The sequence below is a fragment of the Paractinoplanes durhamensis genome, assembly GCF_016862175.1.
Taxonomy (GTDB): Bacteria; Actinomycetota; Actinomycetes; order Mycobacteriales; family Micromonosporaceae; genus Actinoplanes; species Actinoplanes durhamensis.
Map to the genome: position 1 here is coordinate 228,468 of NZ_BOML01000006.1, position 16,536 is coordinate 245,003.

Here is a 16,536-nt window from a genome sequence, read left to right on the forward strand (position 1 = left end):
TTTGCGCGTAAACCGGGCGATAGTTCCCCAGCCCGAGTGTCACCTCAAAGAGGAATTTCCTCCAGCAGATCGGTGACCACTTCGGCGATCGGCGACCGTTCGGACCGCGTCAGCGTGACGTGCGCGAAGATCGGATGCCCCTTCAACGCCTCGATCACGGCAGTTACGCCGTCGTGTCGGCCGACGCGCAGATTGTCCCGTTGCGCGACGTCGTGGGTCAGGATGACCCGCGAACCCTGGCCGATCCGGGAGAGGACGGTGAGCAGCACGTTGCGTTCCAGCGACTGCGCCTCGTCCACGATCACGAACGCGTCGTGCAGGCTGCGGCCGCGGATGTGGGTCAGCGGCAGCACCTCGAGCATGCCGCGCGCCATGACCTCCTCCACGACGTTGGCGTGCACCACCGACCCGAGCGTGTCGAAGACCGCCTGCGCCCAGGGCGACATCTTCTCGTTCTCGGTGCCGGGCAGATAGCCCAGCTCCTGGCCACCCACCGCGTAGAGCGGGCGGAAGACGATCACCTTCTTGTGGCGGTTGCGTTCCATCGTCGCTTCCAGGCCGGCCATCAGGGCCAGCGCCGACTTACCGGTGCCGGCCCGGCCACCCAGCGAGACGATGCCGATCGACTCGTCCAGCAGGATGTCGAGCGCCACCCGCTGCTCGGCGGACCGGCCGCGCAGGCCGAACGCCTCCCGGTCACCGCGCACCAGCCGCACGGTCTTGTCCGGGTTGACCCGGCCGAGGGCCGAGCCACGTGTGGAATGAATCACCAGGCCGGTGTGACAGGGCAGCTGCTCGGACTCCTCCAGCTCGAGCTCGTCACCCGCGTAGAGCGCCGCGACCTGTTCCTCGCCGAGCTTGAGATCGGCCATCCCGGTCCAGGTCGGGTCACTGGCCTGGCCGTGGCGGTATTCATCCGCCGTGAGGCCCACCGACGCCGCCTTCACCCGCAGCGGCATGTCCTTGCTGACCAGCGTGACATCGCGGCCCTCGGCGGCCAAGCCCAGCGCCACCGAGAGGATGCGGGTGTCGTTCGAGTCGTTGCGGAAGCCTTGCGGCAGAACGCTCTGATCAGCGTGGTTGAGCTCGACCCGGACGGTGCCGCCCTCGTCGTTGCAGAGCACCGGCTGATCCAGCCGGCCGTGCTTGATCCGCAACTCGTCCAGCATGCGCAGCGCCTGCCGCGCGAACCAGCCCAGCTCAGGATGATGCCGCTTGCCCTCCAACTCGGAGATGACCACGAGCGGAACAATGACTTCGTGATCGGTGAACCGGCGGAACGCCGCCGGGTCGGACAGCAGGACCGAGGTGTCCAGAACAAAAACTCGGCCCGCTGGGGCCGGCTCCGCGTCAGCGTGGCGATCCCGGGAGGTGCGTCCCGTCGCGGCGCGGTTGCTGGTTTTGGTGCCCTCGGCGTCAGATCGGCGTGGTGTCACAGGCCTGCTCCAGGGGCGGGCGTGCAACCCGTCGACGCCCGCGGTCCGCACCTCCGGTCGCCCGGCACGTACACGGGGTCGGATTGCGGGCCCCGTGGCGTACTTGTCGCAGGTCCGGGCCTACCGTCTGGCTCGGGATGACCCCGCGCCATGACAAGAACGCTAGCGGTCAACTGCGGAACGCGGAAGTACACAAAACTCATGGCACGCCAATTTCTCCGGCTCGCAACCGGACGTACGACGGGTAATCTGACCACGTGGCTGAGACTCTGCGTCCGAACCGTCCGCTGAGCACCGCCGACGCCTGGGCCGTGACGGCCGGGCGAGCGGCCGAGACCACCTTCTTCTTCGACTTCGACGGGGTGCTGTCCCCCGTCACCGACGACCCCGACGCGTCGCAACCGGTCGACGCGGTGCCCGGCGTGCTGGAGCAGCTGGCCACCGCGGTCCGCCGGGTGGCGATCGTGTCGGCCCGGCCGGTCAGTTTCCTGCGGTCGCGGTTCGCCTCGCTGGAGCGGGTGGATCTCTACGGCCTCTACGGCCTCGAGGTCTGGCACGACGGCGCGGTCGTGACCGAGCCGGCCGCGCTGCCCTGGATCCCGGCGATGAGCGATCTGGCCGACCGGGCCCGGGCCGAGCTGCCCGAGCAGATCCTTGTCGAGTTCAAGCGCCTCTCGGTGGCCCTGCACTACCGCACCGCGCCGCAGCACGCGGCCGAGGTGGAGCGCTGGGGGCACGAGCAGGCCGAGCGGCTCGGGCTCAAGATCCAGGGCGGCCGGATGGTGGTCGAGCTGAAGCCCCCGGTCGATCAGGACAAGGGGATGGTCATCACCGAGGGCGTCCGCAACGCCGGCTGCGCCTGGTATTTCGGGGACGACATGTCCGACATCAAGGCGTTCGACGCGTTGCGCGCCCGGGAGGCGGTCGACCCCAAGTTCTTCGGCGTCGCGGTCGCGGTGGCCAACCCGGAGACCGGCGCCGAGGTCTCCAGCGCCGCCGACCTCACCCTCGACTCGCCCGACGCGGTGGCCGAGTTCCTCACCGACGGCCTGAGCCGCCTGACAGCGAAGAACTAGGCGCCGTAACGGCGCTGCCGGCTTCCGTAGGATCGCAGCGCCCGGAGGAAGTCGATCCGGCGGAAGTCGGGCCAGTTGGCGTCGTGGAAGTAGAACTCCGAGTGCGCCGACTGCCACAGCAGGAAGCCGGAGAGCCGCTGCTCCCCGCTGGTGCGGATGACCAGGTCGGGGTCGGGCTGGCCGCGGGTGTAGAGGTGCTCGGCGATGTGCTCGACGTCGAGGATCTCGGCGAGCTCCTCGAGCGTGCCACCGCGGGCCGCGTGCTCGAACAGCAGCGAACGGACCGCGTCGGCGATCTCCCGCCGCCCGCCGTAGCCGACCGCCAGGTTGACCTCGACGCCGCCGGTGCGGTCGCGGGTCTTCTCCTGCGCGGCCTTCAGCGCGGTCGCGGTGTCGGCCGGCAGCACGTCGAGCGCGCCCACCATCCGCAGCCGCCACGGGTTGCCGTCCTCGGCCAGCTCGGTGGCGAGGTCCTCGATGATCTTCACGAGCGGATCGAGCTCGGCGGCCGGCCGCTGCAGATTGTCGGTGGCCAGCAGGTAGAGCGTGACGTGCTTGATGCCCGCCTGGTCACACCAGGTGAGCAACTCCTTGATCCGGGCGGCCCCGACGCGATGACCGTCGTTGGGGTCGACGAAGCCCATCTCGCGGGCCCAGCGCCGGTTTCCGTCGCACATGATGCCGACATGCTGAGGCACGGGCTTGCCGGCCAGCTTTCCAGCAAGCCGCCGCTCGTAAAAGGAATAGACCAAAGACCGGACGCCCATCGCCCCAAACCCTAGCCCTGTCGGCTGCCGACGGCTTCGTCCGGGAGGCTAAACCTTTGGTCACTTCATGCGTACGGGCGTCGCCGCCCCACGCCGGATATGACCGTTCCGTGGCGCACGTCCACGCGAGCTTCCGACCCACCTACGCCTGCTGCGGCGAGTGCGCTCCGTGCGTACATAAAAAGCCTCGCTCCGCCCCGGCGGAAAGCCGAAGCGGAGCGAGGCGATAAAGAGGGGTCGAGCGGGTCAAGCGTCGGCGAGGCGGGCGCGCAAGGCGTCCAGCTCGGCCCACAGGACGGCGGGGAGCTTGTCGCCGAACCTGGTGAACCACTCCGTGACCTGCGGGATCTCGGCCAGCCACTCGTCGCGGTCGACCCTGAGCACGGCGGCCAGGTCCTCGTCGCTGATGTCCAGGCCGGTCACGTCGAGCGCGCCCGGGGTCGGCACGTGCCCGACCGGTGTCTCGATCGCCTCGCCCTTGCCGTCGAGACGCTCGACGATCCACTTGAGGACGCGGCTGTTCTCGCCGAAGCCGGGCCACAGGAACTGGCCCTGGTCGCCGCGGCGGAACCAGTTGACGTAGAAGACCTTGGGCAGCTTGGCGGCGTCGCCGGATGCGCCCTTGGCCATGTCGATCCAGTGCTGGAAGTAGTCGCCGGCGTGGTAGCCGATGAACGGCAGCATCGCCATCGGGTCGCGGCGCACCACGCCCACCTGGCCGACCGCCGCCGCCGTGGTCTCGCTGGAGAGCGTGGCCCCCAGGTAGACGCCGTGCACCCAGTCGCGGGCCTCGGCGACCAGCGGGATCGTGGTCTTGCGGCGGCCGCCGAAGAGGATCGCGTCGATCGGTACGCCGCGCGGGTCGTGGTACTCGTCCGCGAGGATCGGGCACTGCTCGATGGGCGTACAAAAACGGCTGTTGGGGTGGCTCGAAGGGTTTTCCGAATCCGGCGTCCAGTCGTGATTCTTCCAGTCCGTGAGGTGCGCGGGCGGCGTGCCCATGCCTTCCCACCAGATGTCGCCGTCGTCGGTCAGCGCCACGTTGGTGAAGACCGAGTTGCCCCGGGCGAGCGTGCGCATCGCGTTCGGGTTGGTATGGAAGTCGGTGCCGGGCGCGACGCCGAACAGCCCGAACTCGGGGTTGGTGGCCCAGAGCCGGCCGTCCTCGCCGAACCGCATCCAGGCGATGTCGTCGCCGACCGTCTCGACCTTCCAGCCGGGCAGGGTCGGCTGGAGCATGGCGAGGTTGGTCTTGCCGCAGGCCGACGGGAAGGCGCCGGCGATGTAACGGACCTGGCCCTCCGGCGAGGTCAGCTTCATGATCAGCATGTGCTCGGCGAGCCAGCCCTCGTCCCGGGCCGCGACGCTGGCGATGCGCAGCGCGTAGCACTTCTTGCCGAGCAGCGAGTTGCCGCCGTAGCCGGAACCGAACGACCAGATTTCCCGGGTCTCCGGGAAGTGCGAGATGTATTTCGTCTCGTTGCAGGGCCAGGCCGCGTCCTCCTGGCCGGGCTCGAGCGGCGCGCCGACCGAGTGCAGCGCCGGAACAAAGTCTTTTTCATCGCCCAGCGCCGCCAGGACCTCGGTCCCCATCCGGGTCATGATGCGCATGCTGGCCACGACGTACGGGCTGTCGGTGAGCTCCACACCGAACATCGGCGTCGGCGCGTCGAGCGGACCCATGCAGAACGGGACGACATACATCGTCCGGCCCTTCATGCAGCCCCGGTAGAGCTCCGTCATCGTCGACTTCATCTCGGCCGGCGCCATCCAGTTGTTGGTGGGTCCGGCGTCGGCCTCGTCGACCGAGCAGATATAGGTGCTCTCCTCGACCCGGGCCACGTCGCCGGGGTCGGTACGGGCCCAGAACGAGTTGGGCTTCTTGGCCGGGTCGAGGCGAACCAGGGCGCCCGAGTCGACCAGGGCATCGGTGATGCCGGTCCATTCGGACTCCGAGCCGTCGCACCAGACGATCCGGTCGGGCGTGGTCAGGGCGGCTACCTCGTCGATCCAGGCGAGCAGGCGGGGATGCGAGGTGGGGGCGTCGTCGAGCAAGGCGATCTCCTTCGGTCGGCACTGACCAATGACCGATGACGGGCCGGAGAGGGCCCGCCCCGAGGTCATGGGAGTCACCTCAGACTAAGGCGACTGAGCGTGCTGTTCATCGGTTGTTTCTGTGGATAACCGCACAATCAACGGAACCTTTGCTTGCAGACGATCGATCCTTCGCCGCAAAGCGCAGATCTGCGCAGCATCGCCATTTCAGCCATCCCACACCGGGCCGTTCGGTGGACTTCCGCAAATCGGACTAAACACCCTAAACTGCGAGTACCTGGTCTTTCCTCTCACTCCCGCTTCAGGAGGCAGGAATGACGATCCCGGCTACCGAACCGGACTCGGACACCGACCTGCTGGCCGCGGTCCGGGCCGGCGACACCGCCGCATACGGGACGCTCTACGAACGCCACCGGGGCGCGGCCCGGCAGCTGGCGTTCGGGCTCGCCCGCGACCCGGCCGATGCCGACGACCTGGTGGCCGAGACGTTCGCCAAGGTGTTCGCATCCCTGCGGGCCGGCCGTGGGCCGCTGGTCGCCTTCCGCGCCTACCTGCACACGACGATGCGGCACGTCTGTTATCACCGGGCCCGGCGCGATCGGCGGCTCGAGTTCACCGACGACCTCACTCGCTACGACGAGGGCGAGCCGTTCACCGACCCGGCCCTCGACCGGCTTGAGCGCGCGTACGCGGCCGCCGCGTTCAAGCAGCTGCCCGAACGGTGGCGGGACGTGCTGTGGCAGACCGCGGTCGAGGGAAACACGCCGGCCGAGGTGGCCGGCATGTTCGGCATGACGCCGAACGCGGTCGCCGTTCTCGCCCACCGGGCCCGGGAGGGCCTGCGCAGCCTCTACCTGCAGCAGCACGTCGCGGTCGCCGAACATCCGGAGTGCCGCTGGGCCGGCGACCGGCTCGGCGGCCACCTGCGCGGCCGGCTCGCCCCGCGGGACGCCAACCGGATGCGCGGTCATCTCGGCTGGTGCGGCGAATGCCGGGGACGGTTCGCCGAAGTCAGCGAAATCGACGGCCTGCGTCACCGTCCGTATCGACAGCGTCACCATGCTGGATCAACCGGTTAAGACTCGCCAACGAAAACCGCGGTCCGTGACTACCCCCGGTACAGTCGGGTCGTGCCCGAGACCTCGACGCCGCAGCCACGCAGCCTGCGGAGCAGACTCCGGGCACTGGTCCACGAGCTGAGCAAGTTCGGCACCGTCGGCGCCATCTCGTTCGCCATCGATCTGGCCATCTTCAACGTGCTGTTGCAGACCGGCGTCGAGACCCTGTTCGCCAAGACGATCTCGACGGTGATCGCGACGACGGTCGCGTTCACCGGCAACCGTTTCTGGACCTGGCGGCACCGCGTCCACGACAACATGGCCCGGCAATACACCATGTTCTTCGTGCTGAACGCCATCGGCCTCGGCATCGGACTGTCCTGCCTCGCGATCAGCCACTACGGGCTCGGCCAGATCTGGCCCGCGTTGCAGACCCCGCTCGCCGACAACATCTCCGGCCAGCTGGTCGGCACCGCCGTGGGCACCCTTTTCCGGTTCTGGTCGTACCGCCGGTTCGTGTTCCGCGACACAACTCCCCCCGATCAGGCCGCCACGGGGCAGCACTCCGGCCACCACGCGACTAACGTGGCTTCGCCTTCCCCCGTCCGTGACTCGGCGTGATCGCCCTTCCCCCGTAAGGTTGCCCAATGCCCTCAGCAAGTCCGCTGACGGATCGCTTGCGCCGTCTTGCTCCCGAAGCCATCGCGTTCGGTGTCATCGGCGCCGCCAACACCCTGCTCTACATGGCGATCACCTGGGCCGCCCTCTCGGTCGGCGCGGTCAAGGCGAGCATCATCGCGACGGTCGTGACGACGACCCTGGCGTACTTCGCGAACCGGTATTGGACCTACCGCCATCACACGCGCACCGCGCTGCGGCGGGAGTACACGCTGTTCTTCGGCTTCAACCTGGTCGGCATGGTCATCCAGTCCGGCCTGGTGGCGATCGGCAAGTACGGTTTCGGCCTCACCGAGCAGCACGACGAGATCGCCTTCATGGGCGTGACCCTGGTCGGCATCGTGATCGCCACGGTGTTCCGCTTCTGGGCCTACCGCACGTTCGTCTTCCTGAAGCCGCCGGTCGACGGCCACGAGGCCGAGCTCGCCGAGCTGGACGCGATGGCCGGCTTCGCTGAGCTGTCCGCTTCCGAGCCCGAGCCGACCCGCTAGCGTTTGAACAACCCGCCGCGCTTTCGCTGCGGCGGCAGCTCCGGCTCCTCCTCGGGCTCCTCGTCCTCGTAGTCCTCCGGATTACGCAGGCGATCCTGCTCGATCACCTCGTAGAGCGCCGTCTGCACGTGGTTCGCCTGCGGCACGGCCGCGAGCACCGCCGCCTGGTCGCCGATCGAGTCGATGGTCAGCGTGCCCGAACCGAACATCCGGTCCAGCACCGTCTGGGTCATCAGGTGGTTGTCGATCCGGTTGAGCGGCAGGTCCCGCCGCGCCCGGGCGATCACCCCGTCCTGCAGCAGGACACGCTCGGTGGTCACCACGTAATGGGTGCAGCGCCAGATCACCAGCGGCACCGCACCGTACCGGATGCCGTAGTAACCCATGATCAGCGCGACCACGCCGAACGCCAGGAAACCGCCGTTGTTCTGCGGCAGCATGATCCAGGCCAGTGCCGTCGTCGACACCGCCAACAGCACGACCGCGCCGGGGCGGATCGCCGTCTTCCAGTGCGGATGCAGGTGGAAGACGACCTCCTCCTCGTCGGTGAGGACCTCGTCCGGGAACGCCACGCGGTCAGCGTACGTGGAGCACGTCACCCGCCGAGACGCGATGGGTCCCGCCGTCAGCCGAACGGATCACCAACTGGCCGTCGCCGTCCACCGCGGTCGCCTCGCCGCGGATCTCGCCACCGCCGGGCAGCAGCACCCGCACCTCGCGGCCGATCGTCGAGCACCCCCGCCGGTACGCCGCGAGCAGGCCGGCCAGCTCGGCGTCGCCACCCGCGTCCCGCCAGCCGCCGTACCACCCGGCGATCCCGCGCAGCAGGGCCCGGAGCAGCGGGTCGCGGTCGGCCGAGGCCGCCCCGGCCAGCTTCAGCGAGGTCGCCGGCAGGCCGGTCGTCTCGGGCAACTCGTCGGCGCGGGTGCTCACGTTGAGTCCGATCCCGACCACCACCGCGTCGCCGGCCACCTCGGCCAGGATCCCGGCGCACTTCCCTTTGCCCACCAGCAGGTCGTTCGGCCATTTGAGGCCGGCTTCCACCTCGGCGACCCGCTGCACCGCCTCCAGCAGCGCCACCCCCGCCAGCAGCGGCAACCACCCGTAACCGCCGGTCGGGACGGCCGGGCCCGGCCGTAGCAGCACGCTCAGCGTGAGGCCGGCCCGCGGCGGGGACGTCCACTGCCGGTCGCGGCGGCCCCGGCCGGCCGTCTGCCGCTCGGCCACCACCACCAGCCCTTCGGGCTCGCCCCGCATCGCGGCCGCGGCGACATCGGCGTTGGTGGAGGCGGTCTCGGCGCGCACGTCGATGCGCGTCCACAGACTTTCCGGGGTGACCAGGGCCCGCTCCAGCCCGCGCGACGACAGCGGCGGGCGGTCCAGGTCGGTATAGGGGGACGCCATCAACCGAGCCTAGATCAGCGGGGTGGTGGATCGGCGGCGTGCCGGCTCACGTACATCGTGCTGCGGTCGACCGGGGGCGGTGCTTCCGGGATCTCCGAGATGCTCGGGCGCGGTCGTGGGCGCGGGCGGCGGCGGTCGGGGGCCGGGCCCGGCTTCTCGGTGCCGAGCGGCTCCGGCTTCTCGTTGCGGACCGCCCACGAGCGGGGCAGCCGGACCCGGCCCGGGCCTTCGTCGTTCATCGGCCAGACCGGGACCGCCTCGGTCGGCTCGTACTGGACCGGGCGCATGTCGAAGCCGGTGGCGGGCTCGTAGTCGGGCACGGCCGGGAGCCGCTCGACCGGGCGCGGCCAGCCGTAGCCCTTGGCCGACGGCTCGGGGTCCGGCTCCAGGTCGACCGGGATCGGGGTCCAGTATTCGCCGGGGCGCGGCTCGGCGGCGGGCTCGTGATACTCGGGACGGACCCAGCCCTCGACCCGGTCGCCATAGCGGTCGGCCCGCGGCCCCTCGGGGACCCGGTCGGCTTCCGCACACAGGTCACCGTCGAGCTCGTCGAGGTGTAACACGGCCGGCTCCTCGAAATGCGGCTCGGGTTCCACCACCGACCGGCTCCGCCGGCCACGGCGGCCGCGGACGACCAGTGGCGCCGGGATCGGCTCGTTCTCGGCCTCGGGCAGGTCGAACTCGCCGTCGTCGCCGGCCAGGCCGATGGACGCGAGACCGCCACGATCCCCCGCAGCGTCCTCATCGGAGGGACCGGGCACGACGTATGGCGTACCCACGTCCTCCGATGCCGGGACCAGCGCGCGCCGGCGTCCTCGCCGGCTACGACGTGACCGGCCCGCCGTCTCCTCGACCGGGACCGGCTCGGCGAGTTCGACCACCGGTTCGGCGATCACCTCGGCCACTACCTCGACCACCACCTCGGCCGGAACTTCCGCCGGCTCGGCGGCCAGGGCCGGACGGCGCCGCGGCGCTTCCAGGACCGGCTGCCGGCGGGCACGGCGTTCCCCGCCACCGAACAGGAAGGAACGGAAGCTGATCAATGTGGCGAGGCCACCGGCGATGAGGGCGAGCCCGGCCGCGGTCATCCAGTTCGTCACGCTTCAGGTAACGAATGGGGCATTGGGTGCGAAACGCACCCGTAGCGCCGCGGCCCCCTCCTCGCATTACGATCACCGAAGGAATACTCACCGGTAGCACTGCAGAGTGTGAGGATCACCGTGACGACGCAGCACGAAGCGGTCCAGGCCGACATCCACACCACCGCCGGAAAGCTGGCCGACCTCGAACGGCGCACCGACGGAGCCGTGCATGCCGGCTCCGCCCGAGCGGTGGAGAAGCAGCACGCGCGCGGCAAGAAGACCGCCCGCGAACGCATCGACCTGCTCCTCGACGAGGGTTCGTTCGTCGAGCTCGACGGGCTGGCCCGGCACCGCACCACCAACTTCGGCCTGGCCGACAACCGGCCCTACGGCGACGGCGTGGTGACCGGCTACGGCACCGTCGACGGCCGGCAGGTGTGCGTGTTCTCCCAGGACTTCACGGTCTTCGGCGGATCGCTCGGCGAGGTCTTCGGCGAGAAGATCGTCAAGGTGCTCGACCTCGCCATGAAGATCGGCTGCCCGATCATCGGGATCAACGACTCCGGCGGCGCCCGCATCCAGGAGGGCGTGGTCGCCCTCGGCCTCTACGCCGACATCTTCTTCCGCAACGTCCGGGCCAGCGGCGTCATCCCGCAGATCTCGCTGATCATGGGCCCGTGCGCGGGCGGCGCGGTCTACTCGCCGGCGATCACCGACTTCACCGTGATGGTCGACCAGACCTCGCACATGTTCATCACCGGCCCCGACGTGATCAAGACGGTCACCGGCGAAGAGGTCGGCATGGAGGAGCTCGGCGGCGCCCGCACCCACAACTCGCGCAGCGGCAACGCCCACTACCTGGCGTCGGACGAACCCGATGCGATCGACTACGTGCGGGCGCTCCTGTCCTACCTGCCGTCTAACAACCTGGACGAGCCGGTGGTCTTCGAGGAGCTTTCCGACATTTCGGCGAATGAGCAAGATCAAGCCCTCGACACCCTGATCCCCGACTCGGCCAACCAGCCCTACGACATCAAGACCGTCGTGGAGACCGTCGTCGAGGACTTCCTCGAGGTGCAGCCGCTCTACGCGCAGAACATCGTGGTCGGCTTCGGACGCGTCGAGGGCCGCCCGGTCGGCGTGGTCGCCAACCAGCCCATGCACTTCGCCGGCACCCTCGACATCGCCGCCAGCGAGAAGGCCGCCCGTTTCGTGCGCACCTGCGACGCCTTCAACATCCCGGTGCTGACCTTCGTCGACGTGCCCGGCTTCCTGCCGGGCACATCCCAGGAATGGGACGGCATCATCCGGCGCGGGGCCAAGCTCATTTATGCGTACGCCGAGGCCACCGTCCCCAAGGTCACGGTCATCACGCGCAAGGCGTACGGCGGGGCGTACGACGTGATGGGGTCCAAGCACCTCGGGGCCGACCTCAACTTCGCGTGGCCGACCGCGCAGATCGCGGTGATGGGCGCCCAGGGCGCGGTCAACATCCTCTACCGGGGAGAACTCGCGGCGGCGGACGATCCGGCGCTGCGCCGGGCCGAGCTGATCCAGGAGTACGAGGACACGCTCGCCAACCCGTACATCGCGGCCGAGCGCGGTTACGTGGATGCGGTGATCGCGCCGTCGCAGACCCGGGCGCAGGTGACCCGGGCGTTGCGGACGCTACGCACCAAGCGGGAGACCCTGCCGCCGAAGAAACACGGCAACATCCCGCTCTAGGCGACCGTCTGCGGGAGCCATTGGCCGGCCAGCAGGAAGGCGCCGATCACCAGGGCGGCCACGTCCACCACCAGGAACACGCCGACCCAGAACAGGGCCGGCAGGTGGGTGATGTGCGCCAGCTGGTCGGCGTCCGACTCCCGCATGCGGCCACGGCGGCGCAGGCTCTGCAGCTCGAAGATCGGGCGGATGCCGCCGAACAGCAGGAACCACACCCCGGCGTACGCGAAGACCGCCTGCACCTCGGGATCGGCGAACCACGACACCACGAACACGATCGCGCCGGTGATCAGCAGCGAGACGACGCCGAACAGGTTGCGGATGTTGATCAGCATGAGCAGCAGCAGCACAATCGCCAGCCACAGCAGCAGCGTGATGCGGTTGCCGCCGAGCAGCCACGCGCCCAGCACACCGACCAGTGACGGAGCGATGTAGCCACCGAGCAGCGTGAGGATCATCCCCAGCCCGGACGGGCGGCCCGACGACAACGTCAGGCCGGAGGTGTCGAACTCCAGCCGGATGCCGCGCAGGCGCCGGCCGGTCAGCAACGCCATCAGGGCGTGCCCACCCTCGTGCGCGATGGTCACCGCGTTGCGCGCCACCCGCCACACCGGGCGGAACGCGACCGCCAGCACGGCGGCCACCGCGGTGAGCAGCACGAGCAGGCCCGGAGGATCGGGCTGGGCGCCGAGCAGTTTGTCCCAGAGGTCAGCCACACCGTCGATCGACACGCGGGCGACTCTAGCCGATCACGCTAAGCGCGACGCCGGTCCCGGCTGGCGAGCGTGTTCGCAACCTTCGACCGGGTGAGCTTTTGCTGCGTGGCCAGCTGGCGCGCGGCGAACACGACGCCCGCGACGATGGCCAGGGTGGCGACAATAAGCACCAGGGCGACCAGGCCACCGGTGGCGATCAGGATCGCCGCATCGGCGACCGCGACCAGCATCCAGAGAGCGATCGTGGGCTTACTGCCGTGCCGTCGGCGGTTCATGGTGACTGCACCTCCATCCGTGACTGCGGATCAAGTACCCACTTGACCGCAATCACGCACATCGGTGTCCTACAAAGGCTGGAACCCCTGGTAAATGGCCTGAAGATCGGCCTGCGAAGCGGCCCAGTCGCTGGTCGACACATACCAGTTCAAGGAGAACGCGGCGCTGCTGTCGACCCGGATGTTCCGCCGGATCACGTGCTGCGGGTTCCCCTTGTCGGTGGTGTAGGTGTACTCCCAGTCGGCCACCGACTCGTAGTCGCGGTAGGTCGCCCGGTCCAGCCGGATCAGGTTGTAGTCGCGGTAGGTGCCGCGCCGCGCCTTCTCCTGGCTCTTCCAGTCGTCGTAGGCGTCCGCCTGCGGCGACTTGGTGCGGCCCAGGATCAGCAGCCGGTTGTTGTAGGTGAACCGCATCTCGGTGCCGCCGCCGGAGACGTTGACCCCGCTCGGCAGCGGAATCTTGAAACCGGGTGCGCTGCCGGTGGCCGGGATCGTGCGGTACGTCCAGCCCTTCGGCAGCGCGGCCGAGTTGGCCGGCGTGCTGGCCGCCGCGGACGACGGTGCCGTGGTGGTCGGGGCGGCCGACGAGGGTGCGGCGCTCGGCGTCGTCGCGGCCGTGGTCGGCTGAGTCGGCTGGGCCGCCTGCGTGGTCGGGACGGTGGCCGCCCCGGTCGGCCCGGCGCCGCCGGTCTTGTCGGAATCGCTGCCGAACGACTGCGCGACCAGGGTGATCACCAGGGCCAGGACCAGCAGGATGAGGCCGGCGCCGATCGCCGCCTGGCGATAGGTCAGGCGGGTGCCGAAGACGGTCACGCCACCCGGGACCGGGCGCGGCTCCATCGGGCGCCAGGCCGGGCGGCTGGAGCGGTTGATGACCGGGATCGGCGAGACCGGGGCGTTGTCCTCGTCGGCCGGCTTCTCGCCGGTCGTATTCGGCGCGGCCTTGGCGGCTTTGGTGGCCGTGTCGTTGGCCGGCTCGGCCGGTGATTTGATCGGCTTCGCCTCGGTGCGGGCCTGCGGGACCGTGAGCTTGGCCGGGGCCTTCTCCTCGGTCGCCGCCACCGGCTCGTCCTGCCCGGCCTTCTCGGTCTGCTCGGTCGCCGCTTCGGCCTGCTTCGCCGGGGCGTCGGCGGACTCGGCCGGCTCGGCCCGCTCGGTCGGCACCTCGGTGTCGGCCGGCTCGTCGGTCGTCTCGGTGGAACCGGCGACGGCCGCGGCTGCGTCGGCCGTCGCCGGCTCGGGCGCTTCCGCTTCCGTCTTCTCCGCTGCGGCCGGGGTGGGCTTCGGCGTGGGTCTCGCCGTGGACTTCTTCTTCGGCGTCGGCTTGGCCGGCGGGACCATGGTGGTGGCGTCGGCCTGCTCCGGCGCGGCCACGACCGTGGTCTTGTCAGTCGGCGGGGCTACCACCGTGGTCTTGTCGGCCGGCGGTGCCACGACCGTGGTCTTGTCGGCCGGCGGGGGCACGACCGTCGTCCTGTCCGCCGGTGGGGCCACCACCGTGGTCTTGTCGGCGGGCGGGGCGGCCGGGCTGCGGACCAGGGCGGTCGCGTCGGCCGGCGGCTGCTCCGGGTCGGGCGTGGACTTGCGGCGGCGGTTCGCGGCTACGTCGGCCGCGGTGAAACCGGCGCGCTCGCCACGGTTCGTGTGGGTCGGGGAGTTCGCCGGGCTCGTCTGTCGAGCAGCTGGGGGCGGTGACCCTGCGGTTGTGGACCCGCCACGCGTACCCATGAAGGTGGTTTTGTCGTCTTTGACCGGAGGGGTGTCCAGGCGCGTCGCGTCCAGCCGGGGCGCGTCGACCTTCTGCCCGTCGACCTTGGTCGGCGTGTCGGGACGCCCGACCGGAGCCTTACCCGGCACATAGACCGGCGGCCGGCCCTCGCCGGCCGCCGGGCGACCACCCGACACGGCCGGACGACCCGGCGGATCGACCGGCCGAGCCGGCGCGACCGGCGGACGCGGACCCGGAACGACCGGCGTCGCATTGGTCGGCGACGTCAACGCGGGACGCTCCCGGCCCACCCCGGGCCGGCGCATCGTCGGACTCATCGGGAAGCTGAGCTTCGACCGGCGGCCCAACGCGCGGTTGAGCAGGCGCTCCGCCTCCTCCGCGTTGATCCGGTGCGTCGGATCCTTGCGGAGCAGACCGTTGAGCACCGGCTTCAGCGGACCGGCGTTGCGGGCCGGCGGCGGATTCTCGGTGGCCAGCGCGGCCAGCGTGGCAATCGCCGACGGGCGGGCGAACGGCGAAGCGCCCTCCACCGCGGCGTAAAGAGTGGCGCCGAGCGACCAGAGGTCGGCGGCGGGACCGGCCGTGCCGTCCCGAGCGCGCTCCGGAGCGATGTACGCCGGGGAGCCCAGCACCAGACCCGTTCGGGTGACGTTGGGGTCACCCGGCACGGTGGCCAGCCCGAAGTCGGTGAGCACGACCCGGCCGTCCGCGCCGATCAGCACGTTGCCCGGCTTCACGTCGCGGTGCACCACGCCGGCCCGGTGAGCGGCCCGGAGCGCGCCGAGCACGCCCAGCCCCATCTCGGCGGTGCGGACCGGCGAGAACGGCCCGTCGGCGGCGAGGATGTCCTGCAGCGAGCGGGACGGAACGTACTCCATGACGATCCACGGGTCGGCGTCCGTGCTCAGCACGTCGAAGACGCGCACCACGTTGATGTTGTTGAGCCGGGCGATGGCACGCGCCTCACGCAGTGAGCGCTCACGCATCTCCTGCCGCTCCCCCGGGGTCAACCCCGGAGGCGGCACGAGCTCTTTGATCGCCACCTCACGGTGCAGGACGACATCGGTCGCCCGCCAGACACGACCCATCCCGCCCTGACCGAGCGGCGCGACAAGCCGGTAACGGTCAGCGACTACGGCTGGGGGAGAAGGAGACATCACGCAGAAAATACCCGGTCATGTCCAGCGGCAGCGAATCGATCAGCCGAGTGTGGGACGCGTGTCACCGGATATCCCCCTAGACGTCGTACGCTCGGTCGATGGATAAGGAACCGCTGGTCAGCGTAGTGCGCGGCGCGCCGACCGACTTGGAGCTGGCCGCCCTGGTCACGGTACTGGCAGCCCGATCCACCTCGGTAGATGCGCCTTCCCGCCCTGCGTCGATGTCCAACTGGACCAGATCCGCACGCCCGTCGATGCCCGCTTCCGGCTGGCGCCGGTCGACCTTGCCCAGGTAGATCACTCCCGGTCGATCGAAATCGACTGTCCACAGGCGGTAGTGTGGGCCCCCGGTGTTGGCGGCGACGGATTACTCTCATTGATGGTTCGCCGGTTTTGCGCCGGTGTCCGAGAGGTTCGTTCGGGGGAGGCCAGGGCATGATTCCTGACGAGGACCGCGGGCCGGCATGGCTCCGCGACTACGGATATACGGACTTCGGCCAGATTGAGGCCGACATCGACGCGATGGAACAGTTCGCCTCGAAGCTGTCCGCGACGGTTGAAGACAACTATGCGCCCCACCTATCCACGGTGACCGAGGCCATGTCGACCAGACTGCCGGATCCGCCAAGCGAGTTCATCGAGCTCCTGACCTTCTTGTCAGCTCACCGCGACGTGGCGGACGTCGCTCACCAAAACGTGTACAACTACGCGAACGGCACGCAAGACTTCGCCGTGGTTGCCCAGGACATCGGCAAGAGATACAGCGGATCCGATGCCTTTGCCCAAGCGAGCGTCAAGGACGTTGACCGGGCTTTCAACAACCTCCCCTCGATGGACAGCCCGTCGGCCACGGAAGGGAACGGCTGATGCTTGAGGCAGCGGGC

Annotated in this window: 16 protein-coding genes and 1 pseudogene; 6 read left to right on the plus strand and 11 right to left on the minus strand. The window is 69.7% G+C overall.

Annotated elements, in window-relative coordinates:
- Positions 1–44 precede the first annotated feature (44 nt).
- Positions 45–1,436: an RNA 5'-3' helicase PhoH2 gene (phoH2, locus tag Adu01nite_RS04005; RefSeq protein ID WP_203724901.1), complete on the minus strand. Its 1,392-nt coding sequence runs from the start codon at positions 1,434–1,436 to the stop codon at positions 45–47.
- A 257-nt stretch (positions 1,437–1,693) separates the two neighbouring features.
- Between phoH2 and otsB the strand changes: the two genes are divergently transcribed.
- Entirely contained in the window at positions 1,694–2,512 is an 819-nt protein-coding gene (gene otsB, locus Adu01nite_RS04010) for a trehalose-phosphatase (RefSeq protein WP_203724903.1), read from the plus strand.
- Here the strand turns inward: otsB and Adu01nite_RS04015 are convergent.
- Positions 2,509–3,279 (minus strand): isoprenyl transferase, encoded by a 771-nt coding sequence (locus Adu01nite_RS04015; RefSeq protein ID WP_203724905.1) that lies wholly within the window; start codon positions 3,277–3,279, stop codon positions 2,509–2,511. The genes otsB and Adu01nite_RS04015 overlap by 4 nt on opposite strands.
- A gap of 246 nt (positions 3,280–3,525) precedes the next feature.
- Positions 3,526–5,403: a phosphoenolpyruvate carboxykinase (GTP) gene (locus tag Adu01nite_RS04020; protein ID WP_379130876.1), complete on the minus strand. Its 1,878-nt coding sequence runs from the start codon at positions 5,401–5,403 to the stop codon at positions 3,526–3,528.
- Positions 5,404–5,648: 245 nt separating this feature from the next.
- Here Adu01nite_RS04020 and Adu01nite_RS04025 point away from each other — a divergent pair, with 245 nt between their 5' ends.
- From Adu01nite_RS04025 to Adu01nite_RS04035, 3 genes are read left to right on the plus strand one after another with little or no spacing between them, the layout of a single operon-like run.
- Positions 5,649–6,413: a sigma-70 family RNA polymerase sigma factor gene (locus Adu01nite_RS04025; RefSeq protein ID WP_203724907.1), complete on the plus strand. Its 765-nt coding sequence runs from the start codon at positions 5,649–5,651 to the stop codon at positions 6,411–6,413.
- A gap of 51 nt (positions 6,414–6,464) precedes the next feature.
- Entirely contained in the window at positions 6,465–7,013 is a 549-nt protein-coding gene (locus Adu01nite_RS04030) for a GtrA family protein (protein WP_203724909.1), read from the plus strand.
- A 26-nt stretch (positions 7,014–7,039) separates the two neighbouring features.
- Entirely contained in the window at positions 7,040–7,561 is a 522-nt protein-coding gene (locus Adu01nite_RS04035; protein WP_203724911.1) for a GtrA family protein, read from the plus strand.
- Here Adu01nite_RS04035 and Adu01nite_RS04040 read toward each other — a convergent pair.
- The 3 genes from Adu01nite_RS04040 to Adu01nite_RS04050 are packed head-to-tail and all read right to left on the minus strand — an operon-like array spanning position 7,558 to position 10,065.
- Positions 7,558–8,133 carry a PH domain-containing protein gene (locus tag Adu01nite_RS04040; protein WP_203724913.1) on the minus strand — a complete coding sequence of 192 codons (576 nt, stop codon included), beginning with the start codon at positions 8,131–8,133 and terminating at the stop codon, positions 7,558–7,560. The two genes, Adu01nite_RS04035 and Adu01nite_RS04040, sit on opposite strands and share 4 nt — an antisense overlap.
- A 4-nt stretch (positions 8,134–8,137) precedes the next feature.
- On the minus strand, positions 8,138–8,968 hold the full coding sequence (locus tag Adu01nite_RS04045) for a biotin--[acetyl-CoA-carboxylase] ligase (protein ID WP_203724915.1): 831 nt from the start codon (positions 8,966–8,968) through the stop codon (positions 8,138–8,140).
- 11 nt (positions 8,969–8,979) lie between these two features.
- Positions 8,980–10,065 (minus strand): hypothetical protein, encoded by a 1,086-nt coding sequence (locus Adu01nite_RS04050; protein ID WP_203724917.1) that lies wholly within the window; start codon positions 10,063–10,065, stop codon positions 8,980–8,982.
- A gap of 120 nt (positions 10,066–10,185) precedes the next feature.
- Between Adu01nite_RS04050 and Adu01nite_RS04055 the strand changes: the two genes are divergently transcribed.
- Positions 10,186–11,772, plus strand: a complete 1,587-nt coding sequence (locus Adu01nite_RS04055; protein ID WP_203724919.1) for an acyl-CoA carboxylase subunit beta — start codon at positions 10,186–10,188, stop codon at positions 11,770–11,772.
- On the opposite strand, the gene Adu01nite_RS04060 is transcribed toward Adu01nite_RS04055, so the two are convergent.
- The 5 genes and pseudogenes from Adu01nite_RS04060 to Adu01nite_RS49060 all read right to left on the minus strand — a co-directional run bounded on the left by Adu01nite_RS04060 (position 11,769) and on the right by Adu01nite_RS49060 (position 15,953).
- Positions 11,769–12,503: a M50 family metallopeptidase gene (locus Adu01nite_RS04060; protein ID WP_203724920.1), complete on the minus strand. Its 735-nt coding sequence runs from the start codon at positions 12,501–12,503 to the stop codon at positions 11,769–11,771. The two genes, Adu01nite_RS04055 and Adu01nite_RS04060, sit on opposite strands and share 4 nt — an antisense overlap.
- Positions 12,504–12,526: 23 nt before the next feature.
- Positions 12,527–12,763 (minus strand): hypothetical protein, encoded by a 237-nt coding sequence (locus Adu01nite_RS04065; protein ID WP_203724922.1) that lies wholly within the window; start codon positions 12,761–12,763, stop codon positions 12,527–12,529.
- Positions 12,764–12,832: 69 nt separating this feature from the next.
- The gene (locus Adu01nite_RS49230; protein ID WP_498371273.1) at positions 12,833–14,104 is read right to left on the minus strand and encodes a serine/threonine kinase C-terminal domain-containing protein; all 1,272 of its coding nucleotides are present in this window, start codon (positions 14,102–14,104) and stop codon (positions 12,833–12,835) included.
- Between the two features lie 297 nt (positions 14,105–14,401).
- A pseudogene (locus tag Adu01nite_RS04070) lies at positions 14,402–15,649 on the minus strand (serine/threonine-protein kinase); the annotation flags it as partial.
- 79 nt (positions 15,650–15,728) lie between these two features.
- Positions 15,729–15,953 carry a hypothetical protein gene (locus tag Adu01nite_RS49060; protein ID WP_438871067.1) on the minus strand — a complete coding sequence of 75 codons (225 nt, stop codon included), beginning with the start codon at positions 15,951–15,953 and terminating at the stop codon, positions 15,729–15,731.
- A gap of 134 nt (positions 15,954–16,087) precedes the next feature.
- Here Adu01nite_RS49060 and Adu01nite_RS04080 point away from each other — a divergent pair, with 134 nt between their 5' ends.
- Complete coding sequence (locus Adu01nite_RS04080; RefSeq protein ID WP_203724926.1) at positions 16,088–16,519, plus strand: hypothetical protein; 432 nt, start codon at positions 16,088–16,090, stop codon at positions 16,517–16,519.
- The last annotated feature ends 17 nt before the right edge of the window (positions 16,520–16,536 follow it).

What these genes read in the sequence shown, in the direction of transcription:
- Adu01nite_RS04015 (WP_203724905.1), bottom strand. Translation starts at nt 3,279, where the DNA reads ATGGGCGTCCGGTCTTTGGTCTATTCCTTTTACGAGCGGCGGCTTGCT.
- Adu01nite_RS04020 (WP_379130876.1), bottom strand. Translation starts at nt 5,403, where the DNA reads ATGACCTCGGGGCGGGCCCTCTCCGGCCCGTCATCGGTCATTGGTCAG.
- Adu01nite_RS04025 (WP_203724907.1), top strand. Translation starts at nt 5,649, where the DNA reads ATGACGATCCCGGCTACCGAACCGGACTCGGACACCGACCTGCTGGCC.
- Adu01nite_RS04035 (WP_203724911.1), top strand. Translation starts at nt 7,040, where the DNA reads ATGCCCTCAGCAAGTCCGCTGACGGATCGCTTGCGCCGTCTTGCTCCC.
- Adu01nite_RS04065 (WP_203724922.1), bottom strand. Translation starts at nt 12,763, where the DNA reads ATGAACCGCCGACGGCACGGCAGTAAGCCCACGATCGCTCTCTGGATG.
- Adu01nite_RS49230 (WP_498371273.1), bottom strand. Translation starts at nt 14,104, where the DNA reads ATGGTCCCGCCGGCCAAGCCGACGCCGAAGAAGAAGTCCACGGCGAGA.
- Adu01nite_RS04080 (WP_203724926.1), top strand. Translation starts at nt 16,088, where the DNA reads ATGATTCCTGACGAGGACCGCGGGCCGGCATGGCTCCGCGACTACGGA.